The following is a 19216-nucleotide window of genomic DNA, read 5'->3' as shown; positions in this document are numbered from 1 at the left end:
GTGTCCCAGACGATCCACTTCCACCAGAAGCACCACGACGCCGTCCAGCGCGGCGAGAAGGTCACGACGGTGCGCTGGCACGAGGACGTCCGCACCGGCCCCGCGGTGTTCGTCTTCGACGAGCACCCCTCGGCGACGCCGTTGGCCGGCCAGGTCACCGAGGTGACCGACCACCGCCTGGCGGAGCTCACCCCTCGGGCGGCGCACCAGCCGGCCGACACCGACATGGTCGACTTCGCCCGGCAGCTGCGCGCCAACTACTACCCGGACATGCCGGACGACGCGGTGGTCCAGGTCGCGGTCATCGCGCTCGACGCGACGCCGTCTGCGTGACGTCCGCCAGGGCGGTGGACGGGACGACCTGACGGACGGGAGGCGCGGTCCGGGCCCGCCCCGCGCCTCCCGTCCGCCCGTCGGCCCTGCCCAGGGCACGTGGCGCGCGCTCGACCGGTCACCGGTGCAACGTGGCCTTCGGGTACTCGCCGTAGCGGCTCGTGTACTCCGCCGAGAACCGGCCGAGGTGGGCGAACCCCCAGCTGCGGGCGACCTCGCTCACCGAGGTGGTCGCGGTGTCGAGTCGCAGCAGGTCGCCCCGGACACGCTGGAGCCGGACGGACCTGACGTACGCCGACGGCGGCATCCCGAACAGCCGCTGGAACGACTCCTGCACGGCACGGACGCTCAAGCCGGACACCGCGGCGAGGTCCGACACGGCGATGGGCTCCGCCGCGTGCTCGTGCACGTGGTCGACCGCTCGCCGGATCCGGGCGTTCCGCGGTGCCCACAGGGCGCTCGACGGTTCGGCGGCCTTCGGTGGGTACAGGGCGAGGAAGGCGACGGCGACGGCCCGGGTGGCGTCCGACCAGGCGGTGGAGGCCACACCCTGCGCCGCGAGGACCCGACGAGCGGACTCGAGGACCTGCCGCCAGCGCACGACGGCGTCCGCTGTGGGGACAGCACGCTCGTCGAGGTGCAGGCCTCCGGAGGGCAGGCCGTGGCGCTCCTCGGCGACGGACCGCACGAACGCGCGGGTGAGGTGCACCATGACGGCGTCGTGGTTGCTGGCCTCGACGACGGCGCGTCGTTCGGTGGGCATCAGCGCCGGCACGCCGTTGTCGACCGGCCCGCCGCCGCGCAGGAGGTCGAGCGTGACGACGCCGCCGAGCACCAGGACGACGACGTACGCGTCGTCGGGGGCCACGGTGCCGCGGACGTAGCCGCGCATCTGCGACCGGCGGAGCGTCACGTTGCCGTCACCGACGGCCAGGTACCGGAACGAGTACGCCCCGGTGGTCGGACGGGTCTGCCAGGAGGTGCCCGTGACGAGGCCCGGCAACTGCTCGAGGGCCTGTTCGGGCGAGGACGCCGAGGCCTCCAGGCGGACCGGAGCGGCGGCGGTGGCGGTGGCGGTGTTCGGTTCGGTGGTGGTCGCGGATGACGTCTCGTCGACGGATTGTTGCGGCACGGTGACACTCCCTGATCGTCTCGAGGAACACAGGAGTTCCGGCGACCGGGGTCCGGGGCAGCTGCCGCCAAGCTACGTCGGTCCTGCTCCGGGCACAAGGGCGGTGACCAGGGGTGGGTCGGACGGGAGGCCCGTGGCGGACCCGCCACGGGCCTCCCGTCCGCCCTGTCTCCGCGCTACTTCGCGAGGAACGCCAGCACCACGCGGTTCCACTCGTCCGGGTGGCTGACGTTGACGCCGTGCGGGCCGCCGGACACGACGTGCAGCTCGGAGCCGGCGATCGCGGCGTGCGTGCGGGCACCCGAGCCGTCGAACGGCACGGTCGCGTCGCCGTCACCGTGGATGACGAGCGTCGGCACGGTGACCTTCGGCAGGTCGTCACGGAAGTCGGTGTTCGCGAAGGACGCCATCGCCTCGAGCGCGGCGGTCTTCGACGCCTGCTTCGCGAGCGTGAGGGCCTGCTGCCGGTCCTCCTCGGAGACGACCAGGGTGCCGTCCACCGAGAAGAAATCGGTCGTGAACTGGTCGTAGAACGCGTCCTCGTCCTTCGTCAGGCCCGCGGTCATCTCGGCCGCCTGCTCCTTCGGCAGCGGGCCGTCCGGGTTGTCCGACGTCTGCAGCAGGTACGGCGGCACGGCCGAGGCGAAGACGACGCTGTGCAGCCGCTCGGTGCCGTACTTCGAGAAGTAGCGGGCGACCTCACCGCCGCCCATCGAGAAGCCGACGAGTGTGACGTCCTGCAGGTCGAGCTCGGTGAGGATCGTGTGCAGGTCCTCGGTGAGGTGGTCGTAGTCGTAGCCGGTCTTCGGCTTGTCGCTGCGACCGAAGCCGCGACGGTCGTAGGTGACGACGCGGTGTCCGGCGTCGACGAACGCCGGGACCTGCTTGCTCCAGGACTCGCCGGACAGCGGCCAGCCGTGGATCAGGACGACGGTGCGGCCGGAGCCGCCGGTGTCGTCGACGTGCAGGTTCGTGTCCTTGAAGAGCCCGTGGTGGGCGGTGATCTCGGTCAAGAGTCGCTTCCTTCCCGCGCCGCACGGGAGGCGGCACGCACCTCGTTGCTACCAGCGGGATCCCGAGCGACAGCGCGGAGTGGACAGACCCCTCGGCGTCGGCGTCGGCCTCGGTGTCTGTGACGCGCGCGGCGACCACGGCCTACTGTCCAGCAGGATCAGGGAACCGTCACCGCGGCGGATGCCCCTCGTCACGAGGGAGCACCGATGAAGTACGTCAACTACGCGGGGACCGTCCGGGTCCTGACCGGTGACACGGTCGCCGACGCGGTGATCCGGTACGCGGCCGCCCTGCACCAGAGCCGGTTGAGCGACGTCGTGTCGGTCCCGACGACCGACGACTTCGGCGCGGCCACCACGGTGGAGCTGCTCCTCGCACCAGCGGTGGCAGTCGCCCTGGAGCCGGCGCCGGACGACGACCTGGAACCCGAGGGTGGGGCATTCCTGGCCGAGATGCGCCGGCGGACCGAGGCGGTCCTGGCGGTCGACGCCAGCAGGTTCCCGACCGACCTCGGCCGATGAGCGCGGTGCGCACGGTGCGCGCGGTGCGTGTCGCTCCGACCGCGCTGCGGTCAGGCGACCGGTCCGTCGCCCGTCAGGTCCGAGCGGGTGTCGGCGTGGATCGTCTCAGGGTGGTCGAACGTCTGCGCTGCAGCACGCAGGCGTTCCACGAACTCACCGTTCTCGACCTCGAGCTCGTCCTCGTCCGCGTCGGCGACGACGATCTCGCTCGACGGGCCGATGAGGATCTTCGTGGTCGTCATCGTGCCGTCCTCCGCCACCGTCGGGACCGCGATCGCGTCGGCGCGACTGCCGCCGGCGAGCGCCGCGGCGTACTCGATCACGGCGTCGGCGACGTCGTCGCTCGTCAGGAACGTGGAGCGGTCGTACTGGATGTACTTCATGTCGCATCAGTCAAACGCGCGGATGCTGGTCGTCGTCCAGGAAACCCGGCGCGTCGTGCGTTGCGCGGATGCCGACATGTCGCGAGGATCATCACGTGCCCGAGATGATGCACCGCACGCAGCGGGAGATCAGGACAGACGAGCCGTCGGTCGCGGCCGAGGCACTGTCGGTGACCCACGTGACCCACGGACTCACCGTCGAGGCGACCGGAGAGGGCTTCGTCTTCGAGGAGCGCGTGCGAGGCACCGCCCTGCTCTCCCTCGAGTCGACGCGGTGCACGGGTGCCCTGAGCGGCGCGGTCGAGCCCGGGCGGGCGATGATGATCGTCTGGGTGAAGGCCGGTTCGGCGCAGGTCGACGACAACCCGGTGCAGATCGGCCGCCCCGTGCTCTACCGACAGGACCCGCAGCGGTTCCGGTGGGTGGACTTCCAGCACGACGTGCTGCGCATCGACCGGTCGATCGTCGAGCAGGTCGCCGCCGAGCGCGGTGACTGGGCGCCGGGTCCGCTGGAGTTCCGTCCCCGACACGTGCCAGAGGGGGCGCCGCTCGCCGCCTGGTGGCTCATGGTCCGGTCGGTCGCGCAGGAGGTCCTGCAGGGTCCGCCAGACGTGCCGCTCGAGCGGGAGCGGGAGCTCGCCCGGTTCGCGGCCGGCGGCTTGCTGACCGCGATCCCGCACTGGCCGGTGGGGCAGCACGAGCCGGTGATGGCGTCGACCGCGCGCTTCGCCCGTGCCGAGACGTTCCTGCTCGACCACGCGACCGAGCAGATCACCGTCAACGACGTCGCCGAGGCCGCGGGGCTGAGTGTCCGAGGAGTGCAGGCGGCGTTCCAGCGGCACCACGGCATCACGCCGACGATGTACCTGCGTCGGATCCGGCTCCTGCTCGCCCGGGAGCAGCTCGAGGCCGGCGACGACCGCAGCGTCGCCGAGATCGCCCGGGCGACGGGGTTCGCGCACCTGGGCCGGTTCGCGGGGAGCTACCGGCAGGAGTTCGGGGAGCTGCCGCGGCAGACGGCGCTGGCGGCACGGGAGTAGCGGTCCGACGTTCCGTCAGCCGCCGGTCGGCGGTCGGCGGTCGGTGGTCGGTCGATGTCGACCGCTCCGCGCCGGCTCATCCGTCGGGCGTCAGAGCCGTCCGAGGCCGTCGCCGACCAGGACCGCGCCGACGAGCACGAGGACGACGACGGTCACGGCGCGCGAGTTGTGCCGCAGCCAGGTGCGGAACCGCTCCAGGTCCGCGCGGGCCGGCTCCCCACCGACCAGCGCGAAGACGATCGGCCCCGTCACCGTGGCCGTCATCAGCAGGGTGCTCGCCCCGACGAGGACGGTCGACGGCACCGCCGGCAGCTCAGCCGGGGCGAGCACGATGCCGACGCCGGACGCCAGCAGCAGGGCCTTCGGACGCAGCGCGAGCACGGCGCCCACGGCGAGCGCGACGGCGGGCCGGACGGTGCCGACCGCCGCCGTCAGGAGTGCGCTCGTCCGGCTCGGTCCCGCTGCGGCGGGGCGCCGGAACACGACCCCCGCGGCGACGACCGAGACGACCCCGAGCAGGCACTCGCCCAGGCCGAGGCCCGGTGACGCCGTCGCCGGCAGGTCCACGACGAGGACACGGCCGAGCAGCGCCGTCGCGGCGACCGTGACGACGAAGACCCCGGTCACCGAGCCGACGGCGAACAGGACGGCCGGACCGAGGCCGCGACCGCCGAGCAGCAGGGTGAGCACCGCGGCGATGGGGACGGAGCTCAGCGCACCGGCGATGGCGAGGGGCAGCAGCTGGCCGATCACGGCGAGCACGGTGCCGGTCAGACCCCTCGGTCGTCCTCGTCGACCCGGCGGACGACACGCTGTCCGGTCACGGGGTCGATCTCGGTGACGACGCTCGTCGTGGCACGGCGCGGGCGGAGCCGGAGGACGATCCCCAGCACGAGGACCAGGAAGCCGGCGACCATCAGGATGTAGCCGATGAGCTGGATGTCGATGCCGACGACCGTGAAGTCGAACGCGAACGCCATGATCGCGCCGACGACGAGCAGGAAGATCCCACCGCCGATGCTCACGGTGTCACCGCGGGTCGTGCTGTCACGGGGTTCATGGACGCAACGATCAACGGCCGGTGCCGGCGGTGCATCACCCGCCCCGGGTGATCTGCGGAGGCGTGCCAGATCACCCGCTCAGGGTGGTGCCCGACCGGTTCCGCCGCGGCTACACCTGGTGCCATGACCACAGGGGAGGCACCGTGACCACCTTCACGTACGGCCCGGCCGAGGTGTTCGTCGTCTCGTTCCGAGGCGAGCTGCCCGACGACGCCGTGCTCGGCGCGCTCGTCGACCTGACGGACGCCGAGACGGTCCGAGTCCTCGACCTGCTGCTCATCAGCCGGGCCGAGGACGGCACCGTCAACGTCCGCGAGGTCGACGACGTGACCAGGACCGGCACGTCCGGCTCGGTCGCCCTCGAAGCCCGCGGCCTGGCCGCCAACGACGACGTCGACCAGGTCGCGGACACGCTCGCGCCCGGGACCTCGGCCGCGATCGTCGTGATCGAGCAGCTCTGGGCCAAGGACCTGGCGGAGCGGTTCGCCGACAGCGGGGGCCAGCTGCTCTGGAGCGCACGCGTCCCCGCACCGGAACTCAACGACCTCGCCGCTTCGGCGCACATCGGGTAGGAGACACCATGCCGTTCCGACGATTCGGCCGACCCGGCCTGCTCGGGCTCGCTGCACGGACCGCGGTCGTGGCCGGGACCGCGTCGGCGGTCGGCGGTGCGGTGCGCGGGCACGAGGAGCGTGCGGCAGAGGACCGCGCCGCAGAGGAGCGGGTGGCAGCGGAACGCGCCGCAGCGGAACGCTCCGTGGCGGACGTCCCCGCCGCTCCCGACCTGCTGAGCGAGCTCGAGCGACTCGGCCGGCTCCGGCAGCAGGGCCTCCTGTCCGACGACGAGTTCGCCGCCGCCAAGCAGCGCCTCATCGTCGGGTGACGGACACCGACCACCTGCAGCACGACCGTTCGACAACCACGAGGAAAGGGAACCCCCATGGCCACCACGACCACGACCACCGCCACCGACTCGACCGTCGGTGTCTTCGCCACGAGTGACGAGGCCCTCGGCGCCGCCAAGGCGCTCAAGGACGCCGGGTACGGCGACGACGTCGTCTCGATCGTCGGCAAGGGCGTCAAGGACGAGAAGAAGGTGCACGGCTGGATCCCGGTCGGCAACGAGGCCGGCACGTTCGGCGGGTGGGGTGCCCTGTGGGGCGCGCTCACCGGTTGGCTGCTGCTCGGGTTCGTCTGGCTCCCGGGCATCGGGTGGGTCGCTGCCGCCGGGTGGCTGGCCAGCACGCTCGTCGGAGCCGGCATCGGTGCGGGTCTCGGCGCACTCATCGGCCTGGCCGTTCCCGAGGACGAGATCCCGCAGTACGAGGACGACCTGAAGGCCGACCGGTACCTCGTGATCGTGCACGGTGACGGCGAGACCGTCGACGCCGCCCACCGCATCCTCGACGGCGCCGGCCCGGTCCGGGTCAGCCGCTACTCCGAGTGACGAGCACCACCAACGGAAGGAAACGATCATGGCAGACCTCATCGTGATCTCGTTCGACGACGACGCCAGTGCCGTCGCCGCCTACGAGGAAGTCCAGCAGCTACAGAGCGACCTCGTCGTCGAGCTGTCCGGCCTCGCGCTCGTCCGCGTCGACGACAAGGGCAAGACGCACGTCGAGACCCCTGGTCCGGCGGGCAACGTCGGGGCCGGTGCCGCCGGAGGTGCCCTGTTCGGCACCCTCCTCGGACTCCTGTTCTTCGTGCCGTTCTTCGGACTGGTGATCGGCGGTGCGCTCGGCGCGCTGTTCGCCGGGCTCGACAAGACCGGGCTGAACGCCGAGTTCCGCGACCGGGTGAAGAGCGCCGTCGCGGACGGTCGTTCCGCGGTCGTCATCTACGCCACGAAGATCACCGAGGACAAGTTCGGTGCAGCTCTCTCCCGCTTCGGCGGGACAATCGTGCAGACCTCGTTGTCGGCAGACGACGAACACGAGCTCGCGCACGACATGACCGGCGCGCGCTGAGCGTGCGCCCCCGGCGACGCGCCGCCGACACCTGACGTCGGCGGCGCGTCGCCACCCCAGCGGAAGGACCGGGCTCATGGGTGCGCTCATCGTCGGCCTCATCGCGCCGGCGCTCGGTATCCTGCTCAGCCCGCTGGCGATCATGGCCCTGGTGGCCGAACTGCTCTCGCGGCGGTACCGCGCCAACGGCCTCGCGTTCTTCGTCGGCTGGCTGCTCGCCACCGTGGTCGTCGTGGGGGTCTCCGTCGCGGTGTTCACCGCGATCGACTTCCACCCTCGGACCGACACCCCGCTCTGGACGGCCGTGGTCCGACTGGTCATCGCCCTCGGGCTGCTCGCCGCCGCGGTCTGGGTGTTCCGACGCGGCGGCCGTGACCTGCGGAAGATGTCCGAGGCGTCGACACCCGAGCAGGTCGCGGCAGCCGCGCCACAGCTGCCCGGCTGGCTGCAGAAGGTCAGCGAGTTCACGCCGGCGCGTTCCCTCGCGCTCGGGTTCGGCATCTTCGCCGTCAACCCCGTCGACGCCTCGTGCGCGATCATCGCCGGCATCGACATCGCTGGCGCCCCGGTGACCGCCGGGCAGGGCGCCGCCGTGGCGATCGCCTTCGTGGTCGTCGGGGTCGCACCGATCGCCGTCCCGGTGTTCTTCGTGCTCGCGCGTGGGGACGCCGCTGCACCGATCCTCGAGCGCCTGCGCACCTGGATCGCCGGCCACACCAACGTGCTGAACGCGGCGCTCATCCTGGTCATCGGTGTGCTGCAGCTGCAGAAGGCCGTCTCCGCCCTGATCTCCTGACGTTCGCCGCTCCCGGGAAGGACCGCAGCCCATGACCACCACCGAGGACGAACTCGCCGCACTCCGCGCCGAGAACGAGCGTCTGCGCATCCGGCTCGCCGGGCAGGACTCCGACGACACGACGGTCCGCCGCCGCGGGTGGGGCTGGGCGATCCCGTCCGCCGCACTGATCGTCGTCGGGGCGCTGCTCGCACCGGTGGTGGTGATCACCACCTGGGCACAGCGCGAGGTCACCTCGACCGAGGCCTTCGTGGCGACGTTCGCGCCGCTCGCCCGCGACCGGGCGGTCCAGACGCTGGTCGCAGACCGCACGGTCGGCGCGATCGAGGACCAACTGGACGTCGCCGGGCTGACGGGAGCGCTCTTCGACGGCATCCGCGGGCTGGACCTGCCACCCCGGGCCAAGACCGCGCTCTCGGCGCTCGAGGCACCGGCGACGGCCGGCATCCAGGACCTGGTCTCCGGCACCGTGGACCGGTTCGTCGCGTCCGATCAGTTCGCCGACCTGTGGAAGCAACTGCTCCGCACCGGGCACACCCAGATGGTGGCGTCGCTCAGCGGCGACCGACGGGCAGCGGTCGCGATCGGGGCGGACGGGTCGATCGGCATCCAGCTCGGGCCGGTGGTCGCCGAGGTCAAGGAGCGGCTCGTCGACCGGGGGCTCACCTTCGCCGAACGGATCCCCGCGGTCGACCGGACCATTGTGATCGCGACGTCCGACGCAGCGGTCCGGGCGCAGACCGGGTACACCCTGCTGCAGGTGTCCGCTGTGTGGCTGCCGTGGCTCCTGGTCGCCTGCATCGCCGTCGGCGTCGTCATGGCCAGACGCCGGGCCCGGGCGCTCACCCTCGCCGCGGTCGGCGTCGCCCTCGCCATGCTCGCCACGCTCGCCGGGATCGGGATCGGACGGGTGTTCGCGGTGCGGGCGCTGGCGCCGGACCTCATGCCACGCAACGCAGCTCGAGCCGTCTACGACACCGTGGTGGCCTTCGCCGCGCACGCCGCCGTGGCCGGCGCGGTCCTCGCGGCGTGCGTGGCCCTCGTCGCGTGGTTCGCCGGCTCGTCCGACACGGCCCGACGCCTGCGGAGCCTCGCCGTCCGCGGTGCCGGGGCACTCCGCCGCCGCGGCGACGCCCTCGGCATCGGCACCGGACGGGTCGGGGTGCAGCTGTACCGGGGCAGGGTCGTCATCCGCGCCCTCATCGCGCTCGGTGCGGCCACCGTCATCGTGCTCGGCCGCCCGCTCGAACCGGCGCTCGTCGTGTGGACACTGGTCGGCGCGCTCGTCCTCGTCGCCGTGCTCGAGGTCCTCCAGCGTCCGGAGGGGGCTCGCGGCGACGCCGGGGTCTCACCCGGAACTGACGATCCCGTCGGTTCCGCAGCGCACTAGCGTCCGAGCACGGCATCCGGGGACCGGGGCCGCGAGGGAGACGAGGCCCCGATGTCACTCTGGAAGCACCGACCGCGCCGACCGCGCCGACCGCGCCGACCGCGCCGACCCGACGATCCGACGATGCCGAGCGCCGCCGCGCCCGACGCCGCGCCCGCAGCCGCGCCGACAGCCGCGGTCGGGTCCGGTCGCGGGCTGCGCATCATGCTCGGTCTCGCCGCAGCGGTCGTCGTCGCCGTCGGCTGCTCCCGGTTCGCCGGCATCATCGCTCCCACGGCGCTCGCCCTCGTCGTCACCATCTGCGTCCAGCCGGCCCGGGTGTTCCTCGAACGACTCGGCTTCGCCCGGAGCCTCGCCTCGGCGGTCGTCATCGTGGTGATCCTGGTGCTGCTGGTGGGGTTCTCGCTGGCGCTCGTGGTCTCGGTCGCCCAGTTCGCCACGCTGTTCCCGCAGTACGCCGACCAGATGCACGCGGTGGAGGACCAGCTCGGGCAGTGGTTGACGTCGCTCGGCGTCGGGCAGCAGGAGGTGCAGAAACTGCTGGCGGGTCTCAATCCCGGTACCGTCATCGGCGCGGTGTCGGACCTGGTCGGCAGCGTCTTCGGCCTCGGCGTCGGCCTGTTCGTCGTCCTCGCGCTGATCGTCTTCATGACCCTCGACGCCGGATGGGGGCGACTCATCGCCGACCGGCTCCGGCCGGTCCGTCCCCAGCTCGTCGAAGCACTCACCGGGTTCACCGTCAGTGTCCGCCGGTACATGGTCGTCACGGCCGTCCTCGGCGCCGCGGTCTCCGCGCTCGACGCCCTCGCGCTGGTCCTGCTCGGGGTCCCCGGTGCGGCGCTCTGGGGTCTGCTGGCCTTCATCACCGGCTTCATCCCGAACATCGGGTACTGGATCGGCATCATCCCGCCGGTGATCCTCGCCCTGCTCGCGAACGGCTGGCAGAACGCGATCGTCGTCATCGTCGTCTACGCCGTGATCAACGGGGTCATCCAGTCCGGCCTGCAGCCGCACATCGTCGGGTCGGCGGTCTCCCTCAACCAGACCATCGCGTTCCTGTCCGTCGTCTTCTGGTCGGCCGTGCTCGGGCCGATGGGTGCCGTCCTCGCCATCCCGCTGACCCTGCTGGTCCGCGCGGTCCTGGTCGACGCGAACCAGGACGCGCGGTGGATGCGCCCGGTCCTCGGCGACGTGACCGGCCTCGGGCCACCCACTCGGCGGACGGAACGCCGCGCACCGACCGCTCCCGGCGGCACCACGACAACGAAGGGCACCCCGTGAACACCGCTCCGCTCATCGGCGAGCTCCTGCCGCAGGCCGTGACCATCGCGATCAGCCCGATCCCGATCATCGCCGCGATCCTGATGCTGCTCACACCGCGCGCCAGGTCGGTCGCGACGGCGTTCCTGGTCGGCTGGGTCGTCGGCATCGCGGTGGCCGTCGTGGTCGTCACCCTGCTGTCGTCCCTGATCCCGGCCGATGACCCCGACGCATCGCAACCCGTCGCCGGTGCCGTGAAGCTGGTGCTCGGCGCGCTGCTCGTGCTGCTCGCTGTCCGGCAGTGGCGCGCCCGGCCGGCCCCTGGGACCACCGCGACGCCCCCGAAGTGGATGTCCGCGATCGACTCGATGACACCGGTGCGCGCCGCCGGACTGGCCTTTCTGCTCGCCGCCGTCAACCCGAAGAACCTCATGATGGCCGTGGCAGCCGGCGTCACCGTCGGCACCAGCGGCGCAGACACCGGGTCGGTCGTCTGGGCGCTCGTCGTGTTCGTCGTCCTCGCCTCGCTGAGCATCGCCGTCCCCGTCGTCGGCTACCTGGTCGCCCGCACCCGGGTGCAGGGAGCACTCGGGGCGCTGCGCGACTGGCTCACCGCCAACAACGCCACGATCATGGCCGTCCTGCTGCTCGTCATCGGTGTGACGACCATCGGCAAGGGCATCGGTGCGTTCTGATGCGCATCCTGGCCGGGCTCGACCGTCACTCGTGGCGCACGGAGGCACTCTCCGGCGTGACCCTCGCAGCGATCGCCATCCCGCTGAACATCGGGTACGCGCAGATCGCCGGTCTGCCACCGACCGCCGGGCTGTACTCCCTGATCGTGCCGGCGGTGCTGTTCGCCCTGCTCGCGTCGAGTCGGCAGCTGGTGGCGTCGCCGGACGCCGCAGCGGCCGCGCTCGTCGGATCCTCGCTCGCCGGGCTCGCGGCGACGGGCAGCGCGTCGTACGTCCAGCTCGCACTGGCGCAGGCACTCGTCGGCGCCGTCGTGTTCGCCCTGTGCGCCGTCCTGAAGCTGGGGTTCCTGGCGAACTTCCTGTCCGCGCCCATCCTGGTCGGGTTCGTCGGCGGGCTCGCGCTCGACATCCTGCTCAGCCAGGTGGCGAAGATGCTCGGGGTCAAGGTGAACAGCGGTGACGAGTTCCTCCCACGGTTCGGGGAACTCGTCACCGGGCTCGGACACCTCAACGTGTGGTCGGTGTGCCTGTCCGTCGGGTCCGTGGCCGTGCTGGTCATCGGCCGTCGGTTCCGAGCGATCCCGTGGGCACTCGTCGTGCTCGTCCTGACGACCGTCGTCCTGGTCGTGTTCCGGCTGGACGACGCCGGCGTGGCCGTGCTCGGCGACGTGCCCGCCGGACCACCGACCCTGACGTGGCCGCAGATCTCGTGGCACCAGTGGCTCCAGGTCATCCCGAGCGCCGTCGCACTGACCCTCGTCGCGATGGCCGAGGGGCTGCTCGTGGCCCGCCGGTACGCCGAGGCGCACGACTACACGGACCGGGCGAACCGCGACCTCTGGGCGTTCGGTGCAGCGAACCTCGGCTCCGGCCTCACCGGCGGGTTCACGGTCGGTTCGTCGGCGTCGCGGACGGCGGCCATGGACCAGAGCGGGTCCAGGACCCAGCTGCCGTCGCTGATCGCCGCGGTGCTGACCCTGCTCGTCGTCTGCTTCGGCACTGCGCTGCTCCAGGACATCCCGTCGCCGGCGATCGGCGCGATCGTCGCCGTCGCGGTCGTGCCGCTCCTGGGCCTCCGCGACTTCGCCCGGCTCTGGCGGCTCCGACGGTTCGAGTTCGCCGTCGCCGCGGTCTGCTTCCTCGGGGTGCTGCTGCTCGGCCCGATCATCGGCGTCGCGATCGCCTTCGTCCTGTCGCTCGTCAACGTCATCCGGTCCGCCGCGAACCCGCCCGCCGACGTCCTGGTGCCGAGCGGCGAGCCGGTCGACGTGTTCCGGGCCGCCCGAGACGGCAGCGTCTCGTCGGCACCCGGCGTCGTGGTCCTCCGGTTCTCCGGACCGCTCTTCTTCGGCAACGCCCAGCGCTTCGCATCGGCGGTCCGCTCCGTGCTCGCGCCCGGCGACCAGGCCGTCCCGGTGCACGCACTGGTGCTCGACTGCAGCGCGGTCACCGGGATCGACACGACCGCGGCGGACGTCGCGGGCGAGGCGCTCGACTGGGCCCGCGCCAACGGGGTCGAGGTCGGCTTCTCGCGGGCGCGGGCGGCGACGCGGGCCGACCTCGAGCACTTCGACCTGGTCGGGAGCAGCCGCTTCTTCCCGAGCAACCGGGCGGCCGTCGCCGAACTCGGCCGCTGAGGCCACCGAGGCCACCGAGGCCTCCGAGGCCGCGCGTGCCCGCCGGTGGTCAGCGCAGCTGCCGGAGCTCGGCGATGTCGAGCCCGAGGTCGGCGATCCGGGCCAGCAGCCCGTGCAGCTGGGTCTGGTCGGACAGGTCGCCGACGAGCAGCGTCTCGCCGGGGCCGATCTGCACCAGCGAGAACTCCGGGAACGCGGCGACGAGGGTCTCCGACATCGCGTAGGGAAGACGGACCTCGTAGCGGCTCATCGTCGGCCTCCTGCTCGTCGTGGAGCCACGATCATCCCGCGCGGGGGCCGGTGCGGGGTTCCCCTGATCCGGGTGAGGTCTCCGTCGTGTCCGCAGCGCTTCGGAGGTCCGGCCCGAGCGCGCCGGGTCCCCGGCCGGACCGCCTCAGAGCAGGCCGCGCCGACGAGCGGCCTGCACCGCCTCGGTGCGCCCCGCGGCGGACAGCTTGCCGTAGATGCTCCGCAGGTGGGTCTTGATCGTGTTCACGCTGAGGTGGTGCTTCGCCGCGATCTCGGCGACGGTCTGGTGCGCCGGGAGCTCGAGCAACAGCTCCTGCTCCTTGGGGGTCAGCGGGACCGTGGCCTCCGGACGCTCCAGTCCGACGCCAATCCGCTCGTGCTCCGCCAGCGCGAGGACGTGGTCGGCGTACGGCTCGAGCGCCCCGTACGACCCGTGGTGCCGGAACACCAGCTGCGCGCCCGCACCCCGGCAGGCGAGGAACTCGCGGGCGTACCCGAACTCCTCGCTGACGGCGAGCGCGCGGCGGACCCGCTCGGCTGCCTCGACGGGTCGGCCCTGCGTGCACGCGTGCTCGGCGAGGGCGAGGTGGGCGTTCACGATGCTCGTCCCGGACCACGCCGCGTCGTCGCCGTCGACCGCCGCGGCCAGGTCGCGTTCGACGAGGTGGTCGGTCCGCCCGCCGGCCAGCAGCCGGAGCGTGTTCACCTCGAGCGATTCGGTGCCGAGGACGTCGGCGACGATGCGGCGGACCTCGGCCGCTGCGGGTGCGCCGTGGAGCGTGCTCGACCAGGCGTGCAGGCGCGTCGCGGCCCCGGCGACCACCCGCGGGTGGTCTCGGCCGTCGAAGCGGACGAGCTGCACGAGGCGGGCGAGGGCCTCCCGCGGGGCGGGCGAGGCGTCGATGGCCGCGACGAGGAGCAGTGCGCGCACCTGGAAGAGCAGCCCGAGCTCGCTGCCGGTCGGGTCGGCCTGGTCGATGCGGTGCAGCGAGGTGAACGACACCGGTTCGCAGCGCAGGTAGGCGCGGGACGTCGCGAGCAGCAGGGCGCGGGCGGTCGCGCGGTTGTAGGGCGGCGCGGTGTCGAAGGGCAGTGCGCCCATCCGCGCCTCGTACTCACAGGCCGTCCGCCAGTCGCCGGTGCGGACGGCGAGCGTCGCGGCGGTGTCGCAGGCGATGAGGAAGACCCACGAGAACCCGGCGTGTGCGGCGGCGGCCTGGATCGAGCGGAGCAGTTGGTCGGCGTCGCGTCGACGGCCGGCGACGACGAGGCACCAGGCGACCGCAGCCCGGAGCAGCAGCGCGACGTCGAGCGACTCGACGGGCGTCTGCCGCAGGTACGCGCCGAGTTCCTGCAACCGCGCCGAGGCGTCGTCGGGGTCCTCGACCGTGAACGACCGGAGCGCCTCGACCACCGGCCGCCAGGCCCGTGCTTCGTCGGGTGTCGCGGCAGCGAGCTGCACGGCCGCCTGGGCGAACCGTTCCTCGGTGCCGATGCGGTCCGGGAACGACGGGGCGTCCATGCCGATGCGGATCGTGAGCGTGGCCAGTGAGTCCTGGCTCGTCGGGAGTGCGCGCAGTGCCGTCGCCACGATGGCCGCGCGGCCCTGCATGAGCAGGACACCGCCGGATCGCTCCAGCTGCCCGCGCACCGCCGACTGGTCGCGCGTGAGCAGTGCCTGTTCGAGGGCGAGGACGTGCAGACCCCTGGACTCGTACCACCCGGCCGCCGCGACGTGGTTGCGCACCGCACCGCACTCGTCGCGGCGACGGAACTCGGCGCGCATGAAGCCGGCGAGGATCGGGTGGAACCGGAAGCCGTCCTGGTCGGCACTCGTGGTCACGAGCACGTTCCGGGCGCTCAGCCGCTGCAGCACCGTGCCGACATCGGCACGCCCGGTGAGCTCGACGGCGAGGGCGAGCGGGACCTCGGACCCGACGGCCGTTCGCATCAGGACGTCGCGGTGGTCGTCGTCCAGCGTGTCGAGGACCCGCGCCACCAGGTAGTCGGCGACCTGGTGCTGGTCGCCGCCGAAGTGGCGGACCGCTGCGCCGCGGTCGGGCTGTTCGAGCAGGTACGGCATCGCCAGCGCGAGCCCAGCAGCCCACCCCGCCGTCCGGTGGGTGAGCGTCTCGGCATCCTGGACCGGCAGCACCAGGTCGAATCGGAGCGCGAGGGCCAGCGTGTCCTCGACGCTGAACGCGAGGTCCTGCGTCGGGACGACGAGCCGCCCGCCGGCCGCCTGCGTGACGGCGGCGAACCCGCTCGGCTCGAAGCGTCCGGCGACGACGACGCGGGTCCGGGGACCGCACGCGCGCATGAGTCGGATGAGCGGCGGGACACCGAGCCCGCCGAGCAGACGGTCGGCGTCGTCGAGGAACAGCCACTGCTCGGTGTCGTCGTGCACGGCCGGCGGCGGGTCCTCCTGCAGCAGCGTGTCCGCGTCGAGCCACCGCACGACGACGTCGTCCGCCTCGAGGACCTCGGCCCACGCGGCGAGCGCGGTGGACTTGCCGGCGCCACCCGGCGCCCACATGGTGAGCAGCCGTCGGTCGGAGCATCGGAACCGTCGGAGGTGGTCGAGCAGCCGCGGTCGCTCCAGCGCATCGGTTGGTGAGACCGTCGTGGTCGGATCCGACCCGACCGGCGTCCCCGTGCCGGTGCGCCGTCCGCTGCTCCTGGTCTGTTGGATGGTGTACATGTGAGGCCTTTCCCTGAAAAGGCTTGCAGTGCTCACGATAGGTGCGGCGGACGGCTGAGGCGAGGGATCGTCGTGCGCGTGCAGGACATTCACCCCATCCGGGTGAGGGCCTGCGGCCTCAATCCGGGTCGCCCCGCTCCGCCCGTGCGGCCCGTGCCGTCATCGCGGCGTCGACCGTCGGCAGCACCCTGTCGTCGTCGACGAGTCCGCGGAACCAAGTGGTCCGTGCCGCGGTCTCCCAGGCCGATCCGGGGAGGCCCACGAGCAGGAGTGTGACGCCGCGCCGCGCGAGCTCGTGATCGAGCTCGGCGAGGCCGTCGAGGACGGTGACGGTCGCTTCGTACATCCGGGAGAGGTCGAGGACGACGCCGTCGACGCGATCGGCGCTGGCGGCGCCGGCGAGCCGGAGGACGGCGTCCTCGTACGCCAGGACGTTCGCGGTGTACACGGCGCCCTCGATCCGTGCGCTGATCGTCCTGCCGACGACGGGACCCGGGGCCAGCCGGACGCGCTGCAGCTCGCGGAGGACCAGGAAGTACGTCCCGGCGACCCCGGCGACGACGGCTGCCAGCAGCCCGGCGGTCAGTCCGACCGCCGCGGTCACCACGGCGAGCCAGAAGTCGCGTCGGCTGATGCGGGCCAACCTCCGGAGCGCGGCGACGTCGATGAGTCCGACGACGGCGGTGACGACGAGGGCGGCGAGGGTCGCCGTCGGCATCAGGGCCAGGACCGGTCCGAGGACGAGCGCGACCAGCACCGCGAGCGCGACGGTCACCAGTGTCGACACCTGCGTGCGTGCGCCGGCCCGCTGGTTGACCGCGCTCTGCGAGAACCCGCCGGCGGCCGGCAGCGTCTGGGTCAGGGAGCCGGCGAGGTTCGCCGCGGCGGTCGCGAGCAGCTCGCGGTCACTGTCGATCGGCGGCTCGCTCGGCTGCCGGATCCCACGCGCCACCGCCGCGGACTCGAGGAACGCCATCATCGCGATGCCGAGTGCACCGGGGAGCATCGCGGGCACGAGGGTCGGGTCGGGCAGCACGGGCAGCGGGAGACCGGTCGGGACGGGGTCGATGACCTCGACGCCGAGGTCGGTCAGGTGCAGGGCGGCCGAGGCAGCGATGCCGCCGGCGACCACGACGAGCGGCCCCGGCACCGCGGGTGCGAACCGGCGCAGCAGCAGGAGCACGGCGATCGAGGCGACCGACAGCACGACCGTCGGTCCGTGTGCACGGGGGAGCGCCTCGATGACCGCAACGGCGGAGCGGATGAACCCGGCTCCGGTCGGGTCGTCGGTGAGTCCGAGCAGCTTCGGCAGCTGCCCGACCGCGACGGTCGCGCCGACCCCGATCTGGACACCGATCAGCGTCGACTTGTTGATGTTCTCGACGAGCGACCCCAGGGTGAGCAGCCGGGCGACGACGAGGACGACCCCGACGAGCAGGGTGAGGGTCGACAGCGCCCGGAGCGCGTCGTCGGTCGAGACCGCGACGCCCGCGGAGACGAACGTCGTGGCGCTGAGCGTCGCGATCGTCGACGTCGTCGACACGCTCAACGCACGCGATCCGCCCAGCAGGGCGTAGACGGCCATCGGCGCCATGCACGTGTAGAGCCCGACCTGTGCCGGCAGCTCCGCGATGCTCGCGTAGGCCATCGCCTGGGGGACGACGACCGCACCGGCGCTCAGGCCGGCGAGGACGTCGGACCCGAGCCAGCTGCGGTCGTACCCGCGGATGGTGGGGGCGAACCAGGTCCGGCTGCGCGCCGGCACCGGTGCCGGTCGGGGCGCCATCTCAGTCGCGGGAGTGCGAGGTGGCGAGGTGCGCTTCGAGAACGGCGCGGTCGCTCACGTCGTGCACGTTCTTGCCGGAGTGCTGCTCGGCCACGGTCCGCTCCTGTTCGTTGGTCTGCGCGACGAGCCTCACGGCCCGGCACGTCGACGTGCACGCCCGGAACGGGTGAGATCGCAAGACCCCGGACGACCCCGCACGACCCCGCACGACCCCGCACGACCCCGCAGAACCGTCAGTCCACGGCGTCGACGAGCGCGGTCAGGAACCGTGGTCCGTCCGACGACACCGAGCAGGTCAGGCCGGCCCCGCCGAGCGCCACCGCGACCGCGCGCACCACCGACGACCGGGCGGCTTCGCGGTCGTCGTACGCGGACCAGAACCGGATGGTGATGTCCGCCCAGGCCGGCGTGATCGTGTGCAGGAAGACCTCGGGATCCGTCGACGACACCGAGGACCCCGAAGCCACCGAGGACACCGAAGCCACCGCGTCCAGCAGCACCGGGCAGACCCGGTCGAGGTCCGGTGACCCGTGCAGCCGCGCCCGGATCTCGCTCCGGACCGCCCCCGACTCGCTGGCGTTCCAGAGCGGGTTCTCGAGCAGCATGGTGTTCGGGATCCGGATCGTCCTGCCGTCCGAGGTGGCCAGCAGGACGGAACGCCCCGTCAACTCGACTATGCGGCCGGCCACGCCCTCGACCTCGATCGAGTCGCCGATCCGCACCGGTCGTCGGGCCTGGATGACCAGACCCGCGCCGAAGTTCGCCGCGATCCCGCGCAGGGCCAGGAACGCGACCGCACTGATGATGATCACCGCGGCGAGCACCGGCTGCAACGGCGCTCCGAGCACGGTGAGGACGATGCCGATCGTGAGCAGGAGGATCGAGTAGCGCACGAGACGCGCCACGAGGTTCGTCCCGCTCGGCCCGAGTCCGCTCCACTTCGCCAGCGCCACGACGACGCCCCGCCGGGCCCACACGGACACGAACCACCCGACGACCAGGACGACGACGGCGAGGACCACGTCCCAGGCGCCGAAGGACGAGTTCTGCACCAGACCGTTCACGAACTCCTGCATGTCGCCTCCCAGCCGCAGCACGCTAGGCGAGCGCGGGTGCTGCCCGGATCGCACCGACCGGGTGAGATCGCCGTCGTGCCGGCCGGCGGGCGATACCGCAAGGATCGCGCAACCACCAGTGCGTCCGTTGTCGAGCGGCCCTGCAGCGCCTACGTTTCGGCTGTGCGACCCC

General features: G+C 72.5%; 21 protein-coding genes. 12 read left to right on the top strand and 9 right to left on the bottom strand.

The features are described 5' to 3' along the window. Positions 1 to 333, top strand: a complete 333-nt coding sequence (locus EDF23_RS03320; RefSeq protein WP_123938239.1) for an ASCH domain-containing protein — start codon at positions 1 to 3, stop codon at positions 331 to 333. Between the two features lie 118 nt (positions 334 to 451). On the opposite strand, the gene EDF23_RS03315 is transcribed toward EDF23_RS03320, so the two are convergent. Then, the gene (locus EDF23_RS03315) at positions 452 to 1465 is read right to left on the bottom strand and encodes an AraC family transcriptional regulator (RefSeq protein WP_131920422.1); all 1014 of its coding nucleotides are present in this window, start codon (positions 1463 to 1465) and stop codon (positions 452 to 454) included. A gap of 176 nt (positions 1466 to 1641) precedes the next feature. Next, positions 1642 to 2478 (bottom strand): alpha/beta hydrolase, encoded by an 837-nt coding sequence (locus EDF23_RS03310; RefSeq protein ID WP_123292608.1) that lies wholly within the window; start codon positions 2476 to 2478, stop codon positions 1642 to 1644. A 207-nt stretch (positions 2479 to 2685) separates the two neighbouring features. Here EDF23_RS03310 and EDF23_RS03305 point away from each other — a divergent pair, with 207 nt between their 5' ends. Further along, the gene (locus EDF23_RS03305) at positions 2686 to 3000 is read left to right on the top strand and encodes a hypothetical protein (RefSeq protein WP_131920421.1); all 315 of its coding nucleotides are present in this window, start codon (positions 2686 to 2688) and stop codon (positions 2998 to 3000) included. 50 nt (positions 3001 to 3050) lie between these two features. Here the strand turns inward: EDF23_RS03305 and EDF23_RS03300 are convergent, their stop codons facing one another. After that, on the bottom strand, positions 3051 to 3383 hold the full coding sequence (locus tag EDF23_RS03300) for a hypothetical protein (RefSeq protein WP_123938229.1): 333 nt from the start codon (positions 3381 to 3383) through the stop codon (positions 3051 to 3053). Between the two features lie 104 nt (positions 3384 to 3487). Here EDF23_RS03300 and EDF23_RS03295 point away from each other — a divergent pair, with 104 nt between their 5' ends. After that, positions 3488 to 4423, top strand: coding sequence for an AraC family transcriptional regulator (locus EDF23_RS03295; protein WP_243648803.1), 936 nt, complete (start codon positions 3488 to 3490; stop codon positions 4421 to 4423). A gap of 90 nt (positions 4424 to 4513) precedes the next feature. On the opposite strand, the gene EDF23_RS03290 is transcribed toward EDF23_RS03295, so the two are convergent. Next, positions 4514 to 5176 (bottom strand): GAP family protein, encoded by a 663-nt coding sequence (locus EDF23_RS03290; RefSeq protein ID WP_159573006.1) that lies wholly within the window; start codon positions 5174 to 5176, stop codon positions 4514 to 4516. Between the two features lie 17 nt (positions 5177 to 5193). Then, positions 5194 to 5448 (bottom strand): DUF6458 family protein, encoded by a 255-nt coding sequence (locus EDF23_RS03285; protein WP_123340453.1) that lies wholly within the window; start codon positions 5446 to 5448, stop codon positions 5194 to 5196. Between the two features lie 179 nt (positions 5449 to 5627). Between EDF23_RS03285 and EDF23_RS03280 the strand changes: the two genes are divergently transcribed. From EDF23_RS03280 to EDF23_RS03240, 9 genes are all read left to right on the top strand, one after another. Further along, a complete protein-coding gene (locus tag EDF23_RS03280; RefSeq protein ID WP_131878859.1) occupies positions 5628 to 6056 on the top strand; it encodes a DUF6325 family protein in 429 nt (142 codons plus the stop codon). 8 nt (positions 6057 to 6064) lie between these two features. Next, positions 6065 to 6367, top strand: a complete 303-nt coding sequence (locus tag EDF23_RS03275; protein WP_131920417.1) for an SHOCT domain-containing protein — start codon at positions 6065 to 6067, stop codon at positions 6365 to 6367. A gap of 57 nt (positions 6368 to 6424) precedes the next feature. After that, the gene (locus tag EDF23_RS19460) at positions 6425 to 6931 is read left to right on the top strand and encodes a DUF1269 domain-containing protein (protein WP_159573007.1); all 507 of its coding nucleotides are present in this window, start codon (positions 6425 to 6427) and stop codon (positions 6929 to 6931) included. A 28-nt stretch (positions 6932 to 6959) separates the two neighbouring features. Then, positions 6960 to 7454, top strand: a complete 495-nt coding sequence (locus EDF23_RS03265; protein ID WP_123292617.1) for a DUF1269 domain-containing protein — start codon at positions 6960 to 6962, stop codon at positions 7452 to 7454. 76 nt (positions 7455 to 7530) lie between these two features. Beyond that, positions 7531 to 8250, top strand: a complete 720-nt coding sequence (locus EDF23_RS03260) for a GAP family protein (protein WP_131920416.1) — start codon at positions 7531 to 7533, stop codon at positions 8248 to 8250. Positions 8251 to 8281: 31 nt separating this feature from the next. Next, positions 8282 to 9640 carry a hypothetical protein gene (locus EDF23_RS03255; RefSeq protein ID WP_131920414.1) on the top strand — a complete coding sequence of 453 codons (1359 nt, stop codon included), beginning with the start codon at positions 8282 to 8284 and terminating at the stop codon, positions 9638 to 9640. A gap of 123 nt (positions 9641 to 9763) precedes the next feature. After that, positions 9764 to 10921: an AI-2E family transporter gene (locus EDF23_RS03250; RefSeq protein ID WP_165900987.1), complete on the top strand. Its 1158-nt coding sequence runs from the start codon at positions 9764 to 9766 to the stop codon at positions 10919 to 10921. Beyond that, on the top strand, positions 10918 to 11595 hold the full coding sequence (locus EDF23_RS03245; protein WP_131920410.1) for a GAP family protein: 678 nt from the start codon (positions 10918 to 10920) through the stop codon (positions 11593 to 11595). The genes EDF23_RS03250 and EDF23_RS03245 overlap by 4 nt, the downstream gene beginning before the upstream one ends. Further along, positions 11595 to 13232 (top strand): SulP family inorganic anion transporter, encoded by a 1638-nt coding sequence (locus EDF23_RS03240; protein ID WP_243648790.1) that lies wholly within the window; start codon positions 11595 to 11597, stop codon positions 13230 to 13232. The genes EDF23_RS03245 and EDF23_RS03240 overlap by 1 nt, the downstream gene beginning before the upstream one ends. Before the next feature lie 49 nt (positions 13233 to 13281). On the opposite strand, the gene EDF23_RS03235 is transcribed toward EDF23_RS03240, so the two are convergent. From EDF23_RS03235 to EDF23_RS03220, 4 genes are all read right to left on the bottom strand, one after another. Further along, positions 13282 to 13482, bottom strand: coding sequence for a hypothetical protein (locus tag EDF23_RS03235; protein ID WP_123292622.1), 201 nt, complete (start codon positions 13480 to 13482; stop codon positions 13282 to 13284). A 144-nt stretch (positions 13483 to 13626) separates the two neighbouring features. Further along, positions 13627 to 16182, bottom strand: a complete 2556-nt coding sequence (locus EDF23_RS03230) for a LuxR C-terminal-related transcriptional regulator (RefSeq protein WP_131920408.1) — start codon at positions 16180 to 16182, stop codon at positions 13627 to 13629. 118 nt (positions 16183 to 16300) lie between these two features. Beyond that, positions 16301 to 17968 (bottom strand): SulP family inorganic anion transporter, encoded by a 1668-nt coding sequence (locus EDF23_RS03225; RefSeq protein WP_131920406.1) that lies wholly within the window; start codon positions 17966 to 17968, stop codon positions 16301 to 16303. A 233-nt stretch (positions 17969 to 18201) separates the two neighbouring features. Further along, complete coding sequence (locus EDF23_RS03220) at positions 18202 to 19044, bottom strand: mechanosensitive ion channel domain-containing protein (protein WP_131920404.1); 843 nt, start codon at positions 19042 to 19044, stop codon at positions 18202 to 18204. Positions 19045 to 19216: the final 172 nt, after the last annotated feature.

Origin of the sequence: Curtobacterium sp. PhB128, from assembly GCF_004340725.1 — a bacterium.
GTDB lineage: Bacteria > Actinomycetota > Actinomycetes > Actinomycetales > Microbacteriaceae > Curtobacterium.
This window is presented reverse-complemented; position numbering and strand designations above follow the sequence as displayed.